The following is a 17178-nucleotide window of genomic DNA, read 5'->3' on the forward strand; positions in this document are numbered from 1 at the left end:
CGCTAATCCTAATCTTCGCCGAAACCGTCGACGACCAATCCCACCAATTTTTCGAGCGCCATTTCAGCATCGGGGCCATCCACGCTGATCGTGATTTCACTGCCTTTTGCTGCGCCGAGCATCATGAGTCCCATGATCGAGCTGCCGGTGACGGTCTGCCCATCTTTTTCGACCTCGACATACAGGCCGGGGGGCATCCGTGCGACAAAGGTCACGAATTTGGCGCTGGCCCGGGCGTGAAGCCCGCGATCATTCACAATGGTAACGGTTTTGCTGATCTGGGTCATTTTGATGCCTCCAACACTTCCGACGCGACGCTGATATATTTGCGGCCTGCCTCTCTCGCAGCGGCAACGGCCTGCCGGACATTCATGGTTTTGCGTGCGCTTTCCAGACGGATCAACATCGGCAGGTTGATCCCGGCAATGACTTCCACTTTACCCGGTTCAAGCAAGGAAATAGCAAGGTTTGACGGCGTTCCTCCGAATAGGTCGGTCAAGATAATCACACCCTCGCCGGTATCGACAGAGCGGATCGATTCCGCAATCTGGTCGCGATGCTCCTCCATATTGTCACGAGGACCGATGCAAATCGTCGCAATATCTTTTTGCGGACCGACGACATGTTCCATGGCGACGACAAATTCTTCTGCCAACCGCCCATGTGTGACCAAAATCAGTCCAATCATCCTATTCCATTACCCTGTGTCATTTGTCTGTGGTTCATTCCGGCTTTTTCACTGGTTCTTCCAGTGCATCTATTGGCCGGGACGTCAAGTTGCGATGAACTATCGTGGGGGAAAAGCCCGCATCACGCAACCATTTGCCAAAAGTTTCCGTTACAAAAACCGAGCGATGCCTGCCGCCAGTGCATCCAAAGGCGATGTTGACATAGGCTTTACCCTGCGCATCATATAGCGGCAGTAACGTCATCAGCAAATCACGGATTTTTGCGATTGTTTCATCAAAATGAGGATCGGCTGCTACATATTCGGCGACCGGTTTATCTTGTCCGGTGAGGGGACGGAGCGCGGCATCCCAATGGGGATTGCGCAAAAATCGCATATCGAAAATCAAATCGGCATTGTGGGGCACGCCGCGCGAGAAGCCAAAGCTGCTAATCGTGACATTCATAACGGCTTTGCTGTCTTTGCGAAAACGCTCACGAATTTCGGCTTGTAATTCGCTGGCCGATAATTTGCTGGTGTCGATCACCGAATCGGCCCAGCGGCGCAGCGGGCCCATCAATGTGCGTTCCTGCGCAATGCCGTCCGCCGCTGGCCGGTCCTGCGCCAATGGATGCCTCCGCCGTGTTTCGGAATAGCGCCTTTCAATTTCGGTGCCATTACAATCCAGAAATAATGTGATAATTTCTAAATCATTCCGTTTTTGAAGGCGCTTTATCTGGCTAATCAGCTTTTCCGCCTGAAACCCCCGGGTACGGCTGTCAAAACCAAGGGCGAGCGGGATGCTACCCTCTTCGCGCCCTTCGGGAGATGGGAGTTCAAGCAATGGCCCGGCCAAACGAATTGGGAAATTGTCCACCGCCTCCCAGCCCAAATCTTCCAGTGTTTTCAGCACGGTGGTTTTGCCCGCACCCGAAAGGCCGGTAACCAACAAGATATGTTTTTTTCCGGGCGCGAAATTGTCAGTCATGCGTGAAAATCTGTCTCATACTACTGTCATGCCACCGGGGGCAGATCGCGGTCAACTAGGGACTTGAGCGCATATTCGATCTTGATCGGGCTGCTGTAATGAAAAGCGTCGATGGATAGCGTTGGCAGGGAACATCCCGCAAAATCGGTTATAGGAAGACTGCCCGGGAACCGCTCGCCTTCGCCAGTAAGGCGCACCAGCAATTTCGCGACAACCCGGCTTTTATGGGGCATTTCAATTATGCCAATCCCCCTGATCTCCAATTTTCCAGCGATATTATCTGGCACAGTGATCACGGGGCCGCCGTGTGCCGCGTTTAGGTAGATATAGTCGTCACCGATCAATATCGCGCCTCTATCGATCAGGCGCAGCGCAAGGTCAGATTTCCCGCTGCCTGTGGGGCCGGTAATGATGACACCCCAATCGCCAATCGCAACGGCGCTGGCATGATGAGCAGGCGAACGGGCAGGGGGCGAAGGCGCCATTCAGGCTATTCCAGCCGCGCTTCGGGCGTTGGCAGGGCAATTTCAAAACAGGCACCTGATTTACCGTCCTCACGGTCATAGACATTGATTGAGCCTTCATGTCCCTCAACGATGGTTCGGGCGATGGCAAGACCCAGACCGCTATGCTTGCCAAAGGCCTCTCCGGCGGGCCGTTCGCTGTGGAAACGGCGAAATATCGCTTCGCGTTCCTGTTTAGGGACGCCGGGGCCTTCGTCGCTGACGCGGATCAAGATATGTTCCTCGGTGCGCGTTGCGGCGATTTCAACCAGCCCGCCGGGCGGCGAAAAGGACACGGCATTGTCGATCAAATTGTTGAGCACGCGTTCCAAGCGAATATCTTCACCCCAAATCATGGCGACGCCTTTGCGCGGGCGAGCAAAGGCGATGCGGATATCGCCATCGCCGCCGCCCCCGCCCCCACGATGTTCCCGGGCCTGAAGCAACTGCTCGACCATATCGCCAACATCGATAAGCTCAAATTTAGCCTTGGCGAGCTGCGCATCTACTCGGCTCGCTTCGCTAATATCACTAATCAACCGGTCCATGCGCAGCACATCGGCTTTCGCGACATCCATCAACTGCGCTTTTAAAGCGGGATCTTTGACATGGTCCATCCCATCCAGCGCGGAACGCAGCGATGCGAGCGGATTTTTTATCTCATGCGCGACATCCGCCGCAAATGCCTCTGTCGCGTCGATCCGTTGACGCAGGGCGGTGCTCATATCCGATAATGCCCGGGCGAGCATGCCGATTTCGTCGCGGCGCGATGGTAGGCGCGGCACTGTTACTTCCTGCGCCCGGCCAAGCCGCACCCGCACCGCAGCATGCGCGAGGCGGCGCAGCGGACGCACTATAGTTCGCGCCAAAAATAGCGAGAGCAATATCGCGATGCCCAAAACCAGTAGGAAAAACATGGCGATGCGGAACCGTTCGGCGCGCACCAACAAACGAATATCCCGGGCGTTGGTCGTGGATAAAATGCTATAGCTGCCATCGGACGCCATGGTACCGGTGCTGATTATATGGGTGAAATCAGGGGCCAGACGCGTAATGGTTTTAACGCCGCCTGCCTTGTTCGATAATTCCGGCCAATCACCGCTGCTGTCAGATTTAGGCTCAGCAAAAACCTCCAATCGCGGCGCCATGACGAGGAAGTCGAACCCTTGATCCAACCGTTGTGCCATCTTTTTTTGCCAGTTTTGCTGGCTTGGGTCGTTCAATGCATAGGCCGGCTTGCCAAGCTCGAAACTATCCCTCAGCTTTTGCCCATCCGCTCCATATACCCGGATACGCGATTGATTAAGTTGACCGAATTTCAGAAGAAATGCCTTTTGACCGTCTTCGTCCAATTTGGGCAAGGTGTCGCGGATGATGACCGCCTGCCTCATCGCATCGGCTTCCCGGTTTTGGATAAGCTGACCGCGATAGCTGTCGAGGAAAAACAATCCGCCCGCAAATAATGCCAGCACGAACAGGTTGACCGCCAATATCCGGGCGGTCAGCGAAATCCCCCGGCTCCAAGACAGGCGTAGGTCATCGGGTTCAATCGTCGGCAAAACGGTAACCGGCCCCATATAATGTGTCTATTCCAGAAAATTCGGGGTCAACCTCCCTAAATTTGCGCCGTAGTCGCTTTATGTGGCTATCGATTGTGCGGTCATCGACATAGACATCATCCTGATAGGCGGCATCCATCAATTGATCGCGCGTTCGGATAACGCCTGGACGATTGGCAAGCGCCTCCAATATCAAAAATTCCGTGACCGTCAGCGTAACGGCTTTTCCGTCCCATTGGACATGATGCCGTGCAGGGTCCATCCGCAAACGTCCGCGAACCATTGGCTCGCTCTCTTCCGGTTGATTGTCGCTGCCGTTTTTTGCGGGGTCGTATGCCGCACGGCGCAATATGGCTTTGACCCGCGCGATCAACAAGCGCTGCGAAAACGGCTTTGTGATATAATCATCAGCCCCCATGGCGAGGCCCAATGCTTCGTCCAATTCTTCATCCTTGGACGTCAGGAATATAACCGGCATGGATGATTTTTCGCGCAATTGGCGCAGCAGCTCCAGCCCGTCCATACGCGGCATTTTAATATCGAAAATACCCAAATCAGCCGGCTTTTCGATCAAAGCCTTTAATGCCGTTTCTGCATCCGAATAGATACGGGTGGTGAACCCTTCGGATTGCATGGCAATCGACACAGAGGTCAGGATATTTTTGTCGTCATCGACAAGAGCAATGCTGGGTTCCATCTTGCCTCTATAGAAAGCAGCGGCTGTAGCTTCAATGATTTGCTACACGATAATCTGATCCGGAAGATGACGAACATGATATTCCGTGGTATGAAGGCGCGTGAGACATTGAAAAAGGAGAATGATATGAGTATTTTAGATGGATTGTTAAGCCAAGTATCGAGCAATGTGGATATTAAAGGGCTGGCGGCGAAGGTCGGTTTGGACCCGGCGCAAGTTGAAGGTGCGGTGGCGTCGCTGGCCAAATCTCATTCGGCGCCTGGTGATACGGTTGCGGCCGCGTCTGCCGAAACTGGTTTGGACAGCGGGAAGGTGAGCGAGATTATGGAGCAAATGGGCGGGGAAGGTGTGCTCGGCAAAATTTCCACGATGATGCAGGGGGATGATAGCATCTTGGGCAAGATTGGTGGGTTTTTGGACCGTGACGGCGACGGCAACCCGCTCAACGACATCACTTCTATGGCATCGGGGCTGTTTGGTAAGAAATAATATTGCAGCTAGATGAAAAAGCCCGGCCAAATTGGGCCGGGCTTTTCGATTTAGGTTAGCGTTGGAGTCTGTTGCGCGCGCTTACCTCAATCAAGCAGGTCAGCAGGCACCGTGCCGCCATTTTTTGCGAGCTCTTTCATCACCGCTTTGTGCAGCCAGATATTCATTTCTGCGCTGCCTTCTAATGTGCCGGTATAACCCAGCTCCATCGCCAAATCTTTGCGTTCCTGCAGAGAGCTTTCCATACCGACCAGCTTCATCAAGTCCACAATAGAGCTGCGCCAATTTAATGTTTGGGAATTGGCCGCAGCCATTTCTTCCAAGTGAGCAATCACATCTACTTCGCTGATCGGTGCGGGCGCAGAATTCTCAGCGGTTACACTGGCCGCTGCCCCAACCGCCGCCTCAATTGCCGCGCCGACTGGCGCCGCTGGCGCGGAACCAGTAGCAGCGACCGCTTTTTTGCCGAAAATTGCATCCTTTATTTTGCCAAAAATGCTCATATTTTTCTCCTCTTATTTGATATAGATATGGGGTTGCCGTGGTCAGACTATAGCGATCCCGTTCGATTGTTCATAACCATAAATCGAAGAATGTTATCCTATTTTACCTTTTCCCACCTTGTGCCGCATTCGTTTCACCGCCAAGTTGGTTTTTTCTAAGGGAGGGTGACATGGATATTGCCAATATTTTGAAACAATCTGGCGCAATTGGATCGATTGCACAACAATTGGGTGTGAATGAACAAATAGCACAAATGGGCGCTGAAGCCCTGTTGCCGTCAATTTTGGGCGGTTTCAAAAAGCAAACACAGGCGCAGCCGTCTGGCTTGGAGGGCCTCGGCGGGTTATTGGGACAATTGGGCGGCGGCGGATTGTTTGATTCGGTGGTGGCACCGGAGCCGACGCCGGTGGACAAGGGCAACGACATACTGGGACAGATTTTTGGTTCGAAAGATGTCAGCCGGTCTGTCGCAACCCATGCATCCAGCTCAACCGGCATTGACCCGTCAATCCTGAAAAAAATGTTGCCGATTTTGGCGATGTTGGTCGCGGGCTATATGGCCAAGAGTAGCGGCGACAATAGCGGTGACGGCGGAAATGCCGGTGGTTTGGGAGGTATCTTGGGCGGCCTGTTAGGCGGCGGCGGAACGGCAGCTGCTGGTGGCGGTCTGGGGTCACTGCTTGATCTGGATGGGGATGGCAATCCGCTCGACGATATTATCGGCATGGCCGGTAAAATGATGAAATAACGCTGCAGGCGGCGCTGTGATTGTGCGCAGCGCCGCTTTCATGCCGGTTCTAAGCCTGTTCAGTCAATCGCTTCAATCTCAACGATACCGCCGACAACAGCGGCGATGCGGGCTTTTTCACCTGGTTGCATCTTAGGCCCGCGTGCAGGCCATTCGCCATCGCCGACGCGAACGCGGCCGCCATTGGCGTCAACCGGCTCCACAACCGTCACCGTTTTGCCAACCATCCTAGCGCTGCGATTATTGAGCATCGGATCACTGCTTTCAACATCTTGCTGATTATACCAATGTTTTCCGCCATATACCGCGATCAACGAAGAGATCGCAAACAAGATCAACTGCGCCGGCAAACTGATATCAATCAGCAGCGTAGCCAGCCCGGTCAGCGCCGCCGCCATGGCAATGAATACCAAAAATATGCCCGGCACGATAATTTCGATAATGGCCAATAAAGCGGCCAATATGAACCATAGCCACTGTCCTTCAAGGCCCAAAAAAGCTTCGATCACGTTCATAAGCAGGCACCTTCAATCATGATTTCTTACCGTCGCCCAACGCTTCTTTGGCCAATTCACCAATACCGCCCAGCGTGCCCATCAGCTGCGTTGCTTCTACCGGGAATAATATCGTTTTGGCATTGGGTGAGGTGGCAAATTTGCCGATCGCCGCAACATAATCTTGTGCGATGAAATAATTGATGGCTTGCGCGTTGCCGTTGGCAATTGCTTCGGAAACCATCAATGTCGCTTTCGCCTCGGCTTCGGCTTCACGTTCGCGAGCTTCGGCGTCGCGGTAGGCGGCCTCACGGCGACCTTCGGCTTGCAGAATTTGGCCTTGTTTCTCACCTTCGGCACGCAGAATTTCTGAAGCGCGCAGGCCCTCTGCTTCGAGGATTTGCGCCCGTTTTTCGCGCTCCGCTTTCATCTGCCGCGCCATGGCGTTGCTGATATCTACTGGCGGGCGGATGTCCTTAATTTCAACGCGGGTGATTTTAATGCCCCAGGGTGTTGTCGCTTCATCAACGACAAGAAGGAGCCGTGCGTTAATTTCGTCGCGTTTCGACAATAGCTCGTCCAAATCCATCGAACCCATAACCGTCCGCAGATTGGTTGTCGTCAAATTCATCAATGCGACGAACAGGTCGGACACTTCATAGGCCGCCTTTGCTGCATCAAGGACCTGAAAAAATACGACGCCATCGACGGCTACCATCGCGTTATCTTTTGTAATGATTTCCTGTCCCGGAATATCCAGAACCTGCTCCATCATATTGACCTTGCGGCCCACGCGATAGAAAAATGCAGGAAAGAAATTGAATCCGGGTTGCGCAACGGTCTGGAATCTGCCGAAATATTCGATGGTGTAATTAAAACCCTGACGCACGATTTTTACGCTCGCCAGCAAATAAACAATCACGGCGATCATCACAATAAACGCTAAGGTAAAACCAGCCATTAAATATCCTCCTGTTGATGGGAAACATACGCTTCCTACACATAGTGTCGCCAAATTTACCCGGCTTGCCAAGCAAAATCGGAACATTGCGTCCTGTTTAATGAAAATCACCCGTCATCTTTTGTCTCGCAACCTCGCCCTGAATATGTAAATGATGAAGGTACGGCTTTCGGGGCAGGCGGCATCGTTCGATGCGGCAAACAGGGCACCGGTCAAAATTGGAGTGATATGATGCGTAAATCCGTAAATTTATTTGCGGCTATAGCGATGGTGTTGACACCTGTATGCGCGCACGCAGCGGGTGTCAGTGAACAGCAATTGCGCGCGCATATAGAAATTTTGGCTAGCGATGAATTTGCCGGACGGGATCCGGGCACCGAAGGCGAAGCCAAAACGATTGAATATATTGCCGCCGATTGGGCCAAAGCAGGATTGAAGCCAGCCGCTGCTGACGGCAGCTGGTTTGAACCGGTTCCATTGGTTCGCCGTTCGTTGGGCAGTAGCCAGCTATCCTTCACGCAAAAAGGACGAAAGCTGAAATTTGCCGATAACGAAATCGTGATGATCGGCCGCGATCAAAATTATAGCAAACAGCGGCTATCGGTTATGTTTGCAGGGCATGGTGTGAATGCGGATGGGAAACCAGTTGGCGATGTATCAGGGAAGCTGGTGTTCATGCTGCTGGCCGAGGCCGACTTTTTGTCCGAAGAAATGAAATCTGCCGCAGCACGGCGCGATGTCTTGATTGATGCGGGTGCAGAGGCTGTTGTTCTGATCGCCGATAATGAACCAGGTAGCTGGAACAGCATCCGCCGCCGATCTGCACTGCCGCGCCTCGAACTGGTAAGCCGAGACAGCCGGGCGGCGGTGCAAGGGGCGGCAAGTGCGGAATATATTGTCGGCCTTGCGACAGCCGCAAACCGCGACTGGGATAAATTGATGCGGAACGCGAATAAGGCTGATTTTCCCGGGGTTGATTTTGAAATTACTGCTGATTTGGAAGTCAGCACGCGCGTTGAACGGTTCAACAGCCATAATGTGATCGGCAAAATTGCCGGGCGGAAAAAAGGCAACGGCGCAGTGCTATATATGGGTCACTGGGACCATCTGGGTATTTGCCGTCCAGAATCCGCCGAAGACAGGATATGCAATGGCGCGGTCGATAATGCCAGCGGGCTGGCGGTGCTGTCCGAAGTTGCCAAAGCATTGCGCAAGAAAAAGCATGACAGGGATATTTATTTTCTCGCCACTACGGCAGAGGAAAGCGGGCTACTTGGCGCTTATGCTTATTCCGAGAAACCAGTTTTTCCTTTGGAGGATATTGTGATCGCGCTGAATGTCGATACGATTGCCGTTGCGCCCCGGGGGGCGAAGGTTGCCATTATTGGCCGAGGCACGACATCGCTCGACCCGATGATTGAAAAAATCGCCGAAAAGCTTGGCCGAAAAATTGAAAGGTCCGATGACGCCAACGCCTTTATCCGGCGTCAGGATGGTTGGGCACTGGCGCAAAAGGGCGTTCCAGCCGTAATGGTCGGCGGGGCATTTGCGGATATTGACCTGCTCCAGCGTTTTTTAGAGGGCGATTATCACGGGCCAGAGGATGAGTTGACGGCGTCGACGCCATTGGGCGGCGCGGCACAGGATGCGGACCTCCATATTGAACTCGGGAAATTTTTTGCCAACGCACGCAAATATCGCAGAGACAAGACTGGCAGTTGACCCGCATACTGTTTACATGGGCCGCCACGAATCAAAATATTACAGAATATGGTGGCACATGAAAGAGATACCCCTAGGCCTGACTTTCGATGACGTATTGCTGCAGCCTGCGGCCTCCGAAATTGTGCCGAGCCAAGCCGATACGCGGACCTATATCACACCTTCAATCGGACTAAATATTCCGGTTTTGTCGTCCGCGATGGATACGGTGACCGAAGCGCGCATGGCGATTGTCATGGCGCAATTGGGCGGGATTGGCGTCTTGCACCGCAATTTATCGATAGAAGAGCAATGTGCCGCTGTGCGTCAGGTCAAGCGGTTTGAATCAGGCATGGTCGTCGATCCCATCACCATCACCCCCGATGCGACTTTGGCCGATGCCAGCGCGTTGATGACTACCCATGCGATTTCAGGAATTCCTGTGGTAGAGGATAGCGGCAAATTGGTCGGCATATTGACCAACCGAGACGTGCGCTTTGCCGAACATCCGGCGCAACCTGTTCGCGAATTGATGACGCAGGATAATTTGGCGACTGTCGGCCTTGGCGTTTCGCAAGAAGAGGCGCGGCGATTGCTTCATCAACGGCGAATTGAAAAGCTGTTGGTGGTCGATGACAATTATCGCTGCATCGGCCTGATTACGGTCAAGGATATTGAAAAAGCTGTAAATTATCCGAATGCGACGAAGGACGCTTCCGGACGGCTGCGCGTTGCAGCTGCTTCCACGGTTGGGGAAAAAGGCTTGGAGCGGACCCGCGCCCTAATCGACGCGGACTGTGATGTGATCATTGTCGACACCGCCCATGGCCATAGTAAAATGGTGTCGGATGTGGTGCGAGAGATTAAGAAAATATCCGCCGACGTACAAATTATCGCAGGCAATGTCGCCACCGCCGAAGCAACACGAGCGCTGATTGATGCGGGCGCGGATGGGATTAAGGTTGGTATTGGCCCGGGTTCTATATGCACCACGCGCGTTGTCGCTGGCGTTGGTGTCCCGCAATTAACCGCGATAATCGACTGCGCCGCCGAAGCCAAAAAATCCGGTATTCCGGTGATTGCCGATGGCGGTCTGCGGACATCGGGTGACGTGGCGAAGGCTCTGGCGGCGGGCGCATCAAGCGTTATGGTCGGCTCTTTGCTCGCGGGCACTGAAGAAGCCCCGGGCGATACTTTCCTCTATCAGGGACGCGCCTATAAAAGCTATCGCGGCATGGGCAGCGTCGGCGCAATGGCGCGGGGCAGTGCAGACCGGTATTTTCAGCAAGACATCAAAGACCAGCTTAAATTGGTTCCCGAAGGCATTGAAGGCCAGGTTCCATTTAAGGGCCCAGCGGCTGACGTCGTGCATCAATTGGTTGGCGGAGTAAAGGCGGCGATGGGCTATACTGGTTCGGCGACGATCGCTGATTTGCAAGAAAATGCCCGCTTTGTGAGAATAACGGGTGCTGGTCTGCGCGAAAGTCATGTGCACGATGTGACCATCACGCGCGAAGCCCCCAATTATCCGACACGTTAATCCCACATGAGGCCCGCCGCCCGATTGCAAGCTGCCATCACATTGCTCGACGAAATCATCGCCGCAGCAAGGGACGGCGGTGCATCAGCTGATATGTTGGCTTCGGCTTTTTTTCGGGCACGGCGCTATGCGGGATCAAAAGACCGCCGGGCGATCCGTGATTTGACCTGGTCGGCGATCCGGCGCTTTGGTGAACGCCCTGCCACAGCGCGTTCTGCCTTTGCTGCCATGGCGGATGCGGATGCCGAATTGGCGGCTTTGTTCGATGGCAGCGATTATGGTCCGGCAGTGTTAACCGCCGATGAGCCTCGCGCGGTAGGCGGCGTGATTCCGGATTGGATCAAAAGCTATCTGCCTGAGCTGTTGGACGAAGCAGAAATAACAGCGCTCCTTGGCCGTGCGCCGCTGGACCTGAGGGTCAACCGGTTACAGGCCAGTGTGGACATCGTGATGACCGCGTTACCGGAGGCGCAGCGGTTGGCGCTGTGTGACGATGCGCTCCGCTTGCCCACAGGTTTTCCGATTGAGAAACATGCGTTGATGACAGACGGCCATGTGGATATTCAGGATGTCGGTAGCCAGCTGATCGCGGCCGCCTGCCGCGCCGAAAGCGGTATGACAATATTGGACCTATGCGCAGGGGCCGGAGGTAAAACATTGGCGCTGGCGGCGCATATGGGCGGTAAAGGGACGTTGATCGCCGCCGATATAAACCGCGACCGTTTGGCGCAGCTTGGACCAAGGGCACAGCGTGCAGGTGCAGGCAATGTCGAAACGCGGTTGCTTAATCCAAAGCAAGAGGCGGCCATGCTGTCCGACTATACCGGTCAGTGCGATGTGGTCCTGATCGACGCGCCTTGTTCGGGCAGCGGCACTTGGCGGCGCAACCCCGAAACCCGCTGGCGGTTGAATGAATCACGGCTGGGTGCTGTCGTGGCGGAACAGGCGAGAATTATGGAATATGCCGCCAAAATGGTTCGCCCCGCTGGTCATTTGGTCTATGCGGTTTGTTCCTTGTTGGAGGTTGAGGGCGCCGGTCAAATCGCGCAGTTTTTATCGGCCAACCCGGGTTGGAAAGCGCAAGACCCCGCGATAAGAGCGGGCAGGGCGTCGGGCGAGGGCATCATCCTGACCCCATTTCATGATGGGTCGGACGGGTTTTTCATGGCAAGGCTGCAAAAGCTATGATAGCAAAATCCGATAGAGAAACCATTTGGGAAAAAATCATGCGCTTTTCGCCTGCTGCAATCGCTTTGTCGCTATGCCTCGCCATGCTGTCGAGCGCGGGTATTGGCAAAAAAGCCGACGATGACATAAATCCCATATCCATTTCTTTGATGGAGCAGGGCAATGCTGCCGTAAAGGCCAATGAGCTGGAGGAGGCCGTTAGCTGGTATGAAAGCGCGCTGGCCGTCGATCCGCGAAATCGCGGAGCCTATCTGGAAATGGCGCGGGTTGTTCGATCAAAAGGTCTGAATGGAAAAGCGATTAGATTTTATAAAGAAGTGCTTGAAATTGAACCTAATGATCAGATTGCGCTCACTGAACAAGCCGAAACCATGTTGGCCAAGGGGGCGGTTGATCAAGCCAAAAATAATCTCGCTCGGTTAAAATTGCTGTGCCAGACCAACTGCACTGCTGTCGACAAATTGGCGGTTGCAATAGATAAAGCTGGCAAAAAACCAGTTATGCAAGCTAGCGCAGTCGACATTAAACCCGTCGCGGAAGAACCAGAAAAAGCGGATAATTGAGCCGAGGGTCAGGACACTTCCTTCTGACCTAGATAAGGTCCAAAAATTCCGCGATAACCCGTTCATATAAATGACGTTTGAATGGGACAATCAACTTGGGGACCATATCAGGCTCGCTCCATTTCCAAGCAGAAAATTCGGGATGGCGGGTTTTAATATTTATGTCGGCGTCATTACCGCGAAACCGCATCAGGAACCAATATTGTCTTTGCCCCCGCCAGCGGCCCTGCCATAATTTGCCGATCAATTCAGGGGGAAGGTCGTAATAATATTCCTCTTTGGTTCGCGCGATCACGTCGACCAATGCGGGCGCAATTCCGGTTTCCTCCTGTAATTCGCGGATAGCTGCGTCATCTGCTGTTTCGCCGTCGTCAATTCCGCCTTGCGGCATTTGCCATGCTTCGCTGCCCGGATTGTCAATGCGCCGGCCGACAAAAATCTGACCATTTTCATTCGCCAGCATGATGCCCGCGCATGGCCGGTAGGGTAATGAGTCAAAGTCCGCCATAACTAAGCCGTAACCTCTGACAGCATCGCCTTTACCGCCTGCATATAATTGTCAATGTCAGCCTGCGATGACGGGATGCCCTTACGCAGGTTGATATGGCCGTGAATATTGCCATCGGCGCTAACATGCTGCACCTTGACACCCGCGTTTTTGAGCGCCTCGACATAGGCCAAACCCTGATCACGAAGCGGATCGAGGCTGGCGGTGGTCACAACGCTGGGCGGCATTCCGCTTTGGTCAAATAACAATGGCGCGCCGCGATAGTCGGTCATGTCCGCTGCATATTGGCGAGTGAACCAATCCATCATATCTTTGGTCAGCAAATGACCTTCGGAATAATCGCGCACGCTTTGCCAATCGCCATGGTCGGATACGACGGGATAAATCGGATGCTGCAATATTACCGGAACCGCCGCCGGTTTATCGCGCAGGGCCATAGTGGTTACGATGGTCAAATTGCCGCCCGCACTATCGCCTGACGTAATTAAGCCCGTCACCTGAAAACCCAGTTCCGGCGGGCTTTCCGCAATCCAGCGCGTCGCCGCCTCGCAATCATCGGTGGCGGCGGGAAAAGGATGTTCAGGGGCGAGGCGATAGTCGATTGATATCACCGGCAGTTGGAGTTGCCGCGCGGCCTCCGCACAATAAGGCTCATACACAAACAAGTCGCCAATGACAAAGCCGCCACCATGGTAAAAAACCATCACTGGCCCTGGTCCTCGGTTTTCCATTATATCGAAAATCTGCGCTTTCATTGGGCCAGCGGGGCCCGGTATTTCGATGATGCGGTTTACTGCCAATTCGCCAACCGGCGCATCGGCCACGTCGCGCATCGCTGCCATCATTGTTCGTGCTTCTGCTGGCGGAACTTCATGGGTGCGCGGCCCGGGCAGCGCATTCAGAAATTTCAAAAAAGCCGCAACATCATCTCTTTCGCCGTGATCACCCATCGCTAAATCTCCCTCAATTCCGTTATTCGGCTTATCATTTTTGGTATGGTCATGACAGCCTTAACGCCATTAGGGAAAAACCCGCACTAAATTTTTCACATCAGTTTTGCTTTGTCAGACACACATTTTTCTAAATTGCGCTTGTGCCAGAAACGGCCTAGGCTTTTGGATATTGATAGAAACAGGAAACAGGTTCCCTAAATGGCCACTGCGTTAAAAGAAGAAGCGCCCGAGACCCCAAAAACACAACAATCCGATGCCGTCGTCGTCCGCTTCGCCGGCGATAGCGGTGACGGGATGCAGTTAACCGGAGGGCAGTTTACGCTGTCATCGGCACTGGCAGGCAATGATTTTGCGACCTTCCCGGATTTTCCGGCAGAAATCCGCGCGCCGCAAGGGACGCTGTTTGGTGTGTCGGCTTTCCAAATTAATTTCGGCAGCGAGGCGATTGATACCGCGGGCGATCAGCCAGATGTGCTGGTCGCAATGAACCCCGCTGCGCTCAAAACCAATGTTCCTGCTTTGCGGGAAGGCGGGCTTATCATCGCGGATTCGGGTGAGTTTTCAAAGCGTAACCTCGATAAGGCCAAATATGAGACCAACCCGCTAGAGGACGGCAGCCTTGCCAAATGGCAATTGCTTGCCTTTGACATCAGCGCGCTGACGATTGAGGCGGTCAAGGATTTCGGCCTCGGCAACAAAGACGCGCTGCGCTGTAAAAACATGTGGACGCTGGGCCTTGCGCTATGGATGTTTGACCGCGACCGGCAGCCGCTGATTGATTGGCTCAACGCCAAATTTGCGAAGAAACCCGACATTGCCGCGGCTAATATCGCCGCACTGAATGCGGGCCATGCTTATGGCGAAACGGCAGAACTTTCGGGGCCATTGAAGCAATATCATGTTGATCCTGCGCCTGCAGAAGCTGGCCTGTATCGCACCGTCACCGGCGCCGAGTCCATTTCGCTTGGCCTTGTGGCGGGTGCGCAGCTTGCCGGATTGCAGATGTTTTTCGGCGGCTATCCGATCACGCCTGCTTCGGCGATTTTGCACCATCTGTCGCGGCTCAAGGAATATGGTATCACCACATTTCAGGCGGAGGACGAAATCGCGGCCATTTGCGCCGCAATTGGGGCCAGCTATGCCGGGCAATTGGGCGTCACCAGTTCGTCCGGCCCGGGCATTGCCCTAAAAGGTGAGGCGATGGGCCTTGCGATTATGACCGAGCTGCCGCTCGTGATCGTCAATTCGCAGCGCGGCGGGCCATCGACCGGCCTTCCCACCAAAACCGAACAGTCGGACCTGTATCAGGCCGTCTATGGCCGCAATGGTGATGCTCCGATGCCCGTCATCGCTTGCCGCAGCCCGGTTGATGCATTTGACTGCGCGATTGAGGCGGTGCGGATTGCGACGCAATATATGACGCCGGTTATGCTGCTGACAGACGGCTATATTGCCAATGCCGCCGAGCCATGGAAAGTGCCTGATCTTGATGGCTATGAACCTTTTCCGGTCGAGTTTATGGATACCGCGCCCGAAGGCGGCTTCATGCCCTATGCCCGTGATGAAAAGCTCGCGCGGCCATGGGTCAAACCCGGCACGCCCGGGCTGATGCACCGCATTGGCGGTATTGAGAAGGCCGAGGGCACAGGGCATATCAACTATGCACCCGAAAACCATCAGGCGATGACCGATATTCGCAAAGCCAAGGTAGACGGCGTTGCAGGCAACATTCCCGATCAGGAGGTATGTCTGGGGCAGGCGGGCGCGAAGCTCGCCGTCGTGGGCTGGGGCAGCACCTTTGGGCCCATCCATCAGGCGGTGAAGCGGGCGCAGCGTAAGGGGCTCGACGTCGCGCATGTTCATATCCGCCATATCTGGCCGACACCCGCCAATCTGGGTGATTTACTGCGCAGTTTCGACCGCATCATCGTGCCAGAGATGAACACCGGACAGCTGAAAACATTGCTGCGCGATCAGTTCCTTGTTGATGCCAAACCCGTAAATAAAGTGTCCGGGCAACCCTTTACCATCGCCGAGATGGAAGCCGCGATTGAGGAGGCTTTGAAATGAATCAGATAACACCCGTAACGACGACCCTTAAAGACTGGGAAACCGATCAGGAGGTGCGCTGGTGCCCCGGATGTGGGGATTATGCGATCTTGAAAGCTGTGCAGCGCACGATGCCGCAGCTGGGTGCGGACCCGGCGAAGACCGTGTTTATCAGCGGCATCGGCTGTTCCTCTCGCTTTCCCTATTATATGGAAACCTATGGATTCCACACGATCCACGGCCGCGCGCCTGCCTTTGCAACGGGGCTCAAGCTGGCTAACCCAGAGCTAGACGTCTGGCTGGTCACCGGCGACGGCGATGGGCTGTCGATCGGCGGCAACCATACGATGCACCTGCTGCGCCGGAACCTCAATTGTCAGATCATGCTGTTTAACAATGAGATCTACGGCCTGACCAAAGGGCAATATTCGCCGACATCGCGTGAGGGGACGACTTCGCCATCGACGCCTTACGGCAGCGTGGACCACCCCGCACGCCCCGCCGCCTTTGCGCTGGGTTCGGGCGCGCGTTTTGTCGGGCGCGGTTTTGACGTGTCGAAAAATTTGCCCGATGTGTTGAAAGCCGCCCATGCGCATCAGGGCGCAGCTTTTATTGAGATTTTTCAGAATTGTATCGTCTATAATAAAGACGTGTTCGAGGACTTTGCCGCCCCCAAAGGCGCGGAAGATCGTCAGCTGTGGTTAGAGGACGGCAAGCCCATGCTGTTCGCGGGTGATACAAAAGGCATCGGGCTCGACCGCGATGCCTTGGCGCTAAAGGTTGTCGATGTGGTAGAAGGCGATTGGGAAGCGGCGGGGGTGATTGTCCATGACGCGAAGAACCGCAGCGTCGCCCATATGCTTGTCGAAATGCCCTTTGGCGAATTCCCAATGGCGCTGGGTGTTTTGTATGATGATCCCAAACCTACATTTGAAGAAGCGGTCGTCGCACAGAATAAATCCGCCAGCGAAGGTAAGAGCGCGGATCTGGGCAAATTGCTCAGCAAGGGCCAGACATGGACCGTGACAGAAGATGGGCCTGACTTATAGGATTTTTGTTCACACGA

General features: G+C 54.3%; 19 protein-coding genes. 8 read left to right on the plus strand and 11 right to left on the minus strand.

The annotated features are described in order from the left end of the window. Positions 1 to 8: 8 nt before the first annotated feature. From ACFOWX_RS05670 to ACFOWX_RS05695, 6 genes are read right to left on the minus strand one after another with little or no spacing between them, the layout of a single operon-like run. On the minus strand, positions 9 to 287 hold the full coding sequence (locus ACFOWX_RS05670) for an HPr family phosphocarrier protein (protein ID WP_381422146.1): 279 nt from the start codon (positions 285 to 287) through the stop codon (positions 9 to 11). Then, a complete protein-coding gene (locus ACFOWX_RS05675; RefSeq protein ID WP_381422148.1) occupies positions 284 to 688 on the minus strand; it encodes a PTS sugar transporter subunit IIA in 405 nt (134 codons plus the stop codon). Before ACFOWX_RS05675 ends, ACFOWX_RS05670 begins: the two co-directional genes overlap by 4 nt. Positions 689 to 722: 34 nt before the next feature. Next, positions 723 to 1655, minus strand: coding sequence for an RNase adapter RapZ (rapZ, locus tag ACFOWX_RS05680; protein ID WP_381422150.1), 933 nt, complete (start codon positions 1653 to 1655; stop codon positions 723 to 725). 26 nt (positions 1656 to 1681) lie between these two features. Next, on the minus strand, positions 1682 to 2140 hold the full coding sequence (locus ACFOWX_RS05685) for an HPr kinase/phosphorylase (protein WP_381422152.1): 459 nt from the start codon (positions 2138 to 2140) through the stop codon (positions 1682 to 1684). A 5-nt stretch (positions 2141 to 2145) separates the two neighbouring features. Continuing rightward, positions 2146 to 3735: a sensor histidine kinase gene (locus ACFOWX_RS05690; protein WP_381422153.1), complete on the minus strand. Its 1590-nt coding sequence runs from the start codon at positions 3733 to 3735 to the stop codon at positions 2146 to 2148. Then, the gene (locus ACFOWX_RS05695) at positions 3704 to 4414 is read right to left on the minus strand and encodes a response regulator (protein WP_381422155.1); all 711 of its coding nucleotides are present in this window, start codon (positions 4412 to 4414) and stop codon (positions 3704 to 3706) included. The genes ACFOWX_RS05690 and ACFOWX_RS05695 overlap by 32 nt, the downstream gene beginning before the upstream one ends. A gap of 126 nt (positions 4415 to 4540) precedes the next feature. Here ACFOWX_RS05695 and ACFOWX_RS05700 point away from each other — a divergent pair, with 126 nt between their 5' ends. After that, positions 4541 to 4903: a hypothetical protein gene (locus tag ACFOWX_RS05700; RefSeq protein ID WP_381422157.1), complete on the plus strand. Its 363-nt coding sequence runs from the start codon at positions 4541 to 4543 to the stop codon at positions 4901 to 4903. An 86-nt stretch (positions 4904 to 4989) separates the two neighbouring features. Here ACFOWX_RS05700 and ACFOWX_RS05705 read toward each other — a convergent pair whose 3' ends face one another. Further along, a complete protein-coding gene (locus ACFOWX_RS05705) occupies positions 4990 to 5406 on the minus strand; it encodes a DUF3597 domain-containing protein (RefSeq protein ID WP_381422159.1) in 417 nt (138 codons plus the stop codon). 170 nt (positions 5407 to 5576) lie between these two features. Here ACFOWX_RS05705 and ACFOWX_RS05710 point away from each other — a divergent pair, with 170 nt between their 5' ends. Next, complete coding sequence (locus ACFOWX_RS05710) at positions 5577 to 6155, plus strand: DUF937 domain-containing protein (RefSeq protein WP_381422161.1); 579 nt, start codon at positions 5577 to 5579, stop codon at positions 6153 to 6155. A gap of 59 nt (positions 6156 to 6214) precedes the next feature. On the opposite strand, the gene ACFOWX_RS05715 is transcribed toward ACFOWX_RS05710, so the two are convergent. Then, entirely contained in the window at positions 6215 to 6670 is a 456-nt protein-coding gene (locus ACFOWX_RS05715) for an NfeD family protein (RefSeq protein ID WP_381422163.1), read from the minus strand. A 16-nt stretch (positions 6671 to 6686) separates the two neighbouring features. Next, positions 6687 to 7580 (minus strand): SPFH domain-containing protein, encoded by an 894-nt coding sequence (locus ACFOWX_RS05720; protein WP_381424934.1) that lies wholly within the window; start codon positions 7578 to 7580, stop codon positions 6687 to 6689. 258 nt (positions 7581 to 7838) lie between these two features. On the opposite strand from ACFOWX_RS05720, the gene ACFOWX_RS05725 reads away from it, so the two are divergent. Genes ACFOWX_RS05725 through ACFOWX_RS05740 form a run of 4 tightly spaced genes read left to right on the plus strand, consistent with a single transcriptional unit; the run spans position 7839 to position 12602 of the window. Beyond that, complete coding sequence (locus ACFOWX_RS05725; RefSeq protein ID WP_381422165.1) at positions 7839 to 9332, plus strand: M28 family peptidase; 1494 nt, start codon at positions 7839 to 7841, stop codon at positions 9330 to 9332. 58 nt (positions 9333 to 9390) lie between these two features. Continuing rightward, a complete protein-coding gene (gene guaB, locus ACFOWX_RS05730) occupies positions 9391 to 10851 on the plus strand; it encodes an IMP dehydrogenase (RefSeq protein WP_381422167.1) in 1461 nt (486 codons plus the stop codon). Between the two features lie 6 nt (positions 10852 to 10857). Continuing rightward, positions 10858 to 12039, plus strand: coding sequence for an RsmB/NOP family class I SAM-dependent RNA methyltransferase (locus ACFOWX_RS05735; protein WP_381422169.1), 1182 nt, complete (start codon positions 10858 to 10860; stop codon positions 12037 to 12039). Next, positions 12036 to 12602: a tetratricopeptide repeat protein gene (locus ACFOWX_RS05740; RefSeq protein ID WP_381422171.1), complete on the plus strand. Its 567-nt coding sequence runs from the start codon at positions 12036 to 12038 to the stop codon at positions 12600 to 12602. The genes ACFOWX_RS05735 and ACFOWX_RS05740 overlap by 4 nt, the downstream gene beginning before the upstream one ends. Positions 12603 to 12630: 28 nt before the next feature. On the opposite strand, the gene ACFOWX_RS05745 is transcribed toward ACFOWX_RS05740, so the two are convergent. Both ACFOWX_RS05745 and ACFOWX_RS05750 read right to left on the minus strand, forming a co-directional pair. After that, the gene (locus tag ACFOWX_RS05745) at positions 12631 to 13110 is read right to left on the minus strand and encodes an RNA pyrophosphohydrolase (RefSeq protein WP_381422173.1); all 480 of its coding nucleotides are present in this window, start codon (positions 13108 to 13110) and stop codon (positions 12631 to 12633) included. A gap of 2 nt (positions 13111 to 13112) precedes the next feature. Continuing rightward, the gene (locus ACFOWX_RS05750; RefSeq protein WP_381422175.1) at positions 13113 to 14060 is read right to left on the minus strand and encodes an alpha/beta hydrolase; all 948 of its coding nucleotides are present in this window, start codon (positions 14058 to 14060) and stop codon (positions 13113 to 13115) included. 201 nt (positions 14061 to 14261) lie between these two features. On the opposite strand from ACFOWX_RS05750, the gene ACFOWX_RS05755 reads away from it, so the two are divergent. Together ACFOWX_RS05755 and ACFOWX_RS05760 are read left to right on the plus strand one after the other, a co-directional pair. Next, entirely contained in the window at positions 14262 to 16133 is a 1872-nt protein-coding gene (locus ACFOWX_RS05755; RefSeq protein WP_381422177.1) for a 2-oxoacid:acceptor oxidoreductase subunit alpha, read from the plus strand. Continuing rightward, positions 16130 to 17161: a 2-oxoacid:ferredoxin oxidoreductase subunit beta gene (locus tag ACFOWX_RS05760; protein WP_381422179.1), complete on the plus strand. Its 1032-nt coding sequence runs from the start codon at positions 16130 to 16132 to the stop codon at positions 17159 to 17161. The genes ACFOWX_RS05755 and ACFOWX_RS05760 overlap by 4 nt, the downstream gene beginning before the upstream one ends. The last annotated feature ends 17 nt before the right edge of the window (positions 17162 to 17178 follow it).

The organism is Sphingorhabdus arenilitoris, from assembly GCF_042651485.1.
Lineage (GTDB): Bacteria > Pseudomonadota > Alphaproteobacteria > Sphingomonadales > Sphingomonadaceae > Sphingorhabdus_B > Sphingorhabdus_B arenilitoris.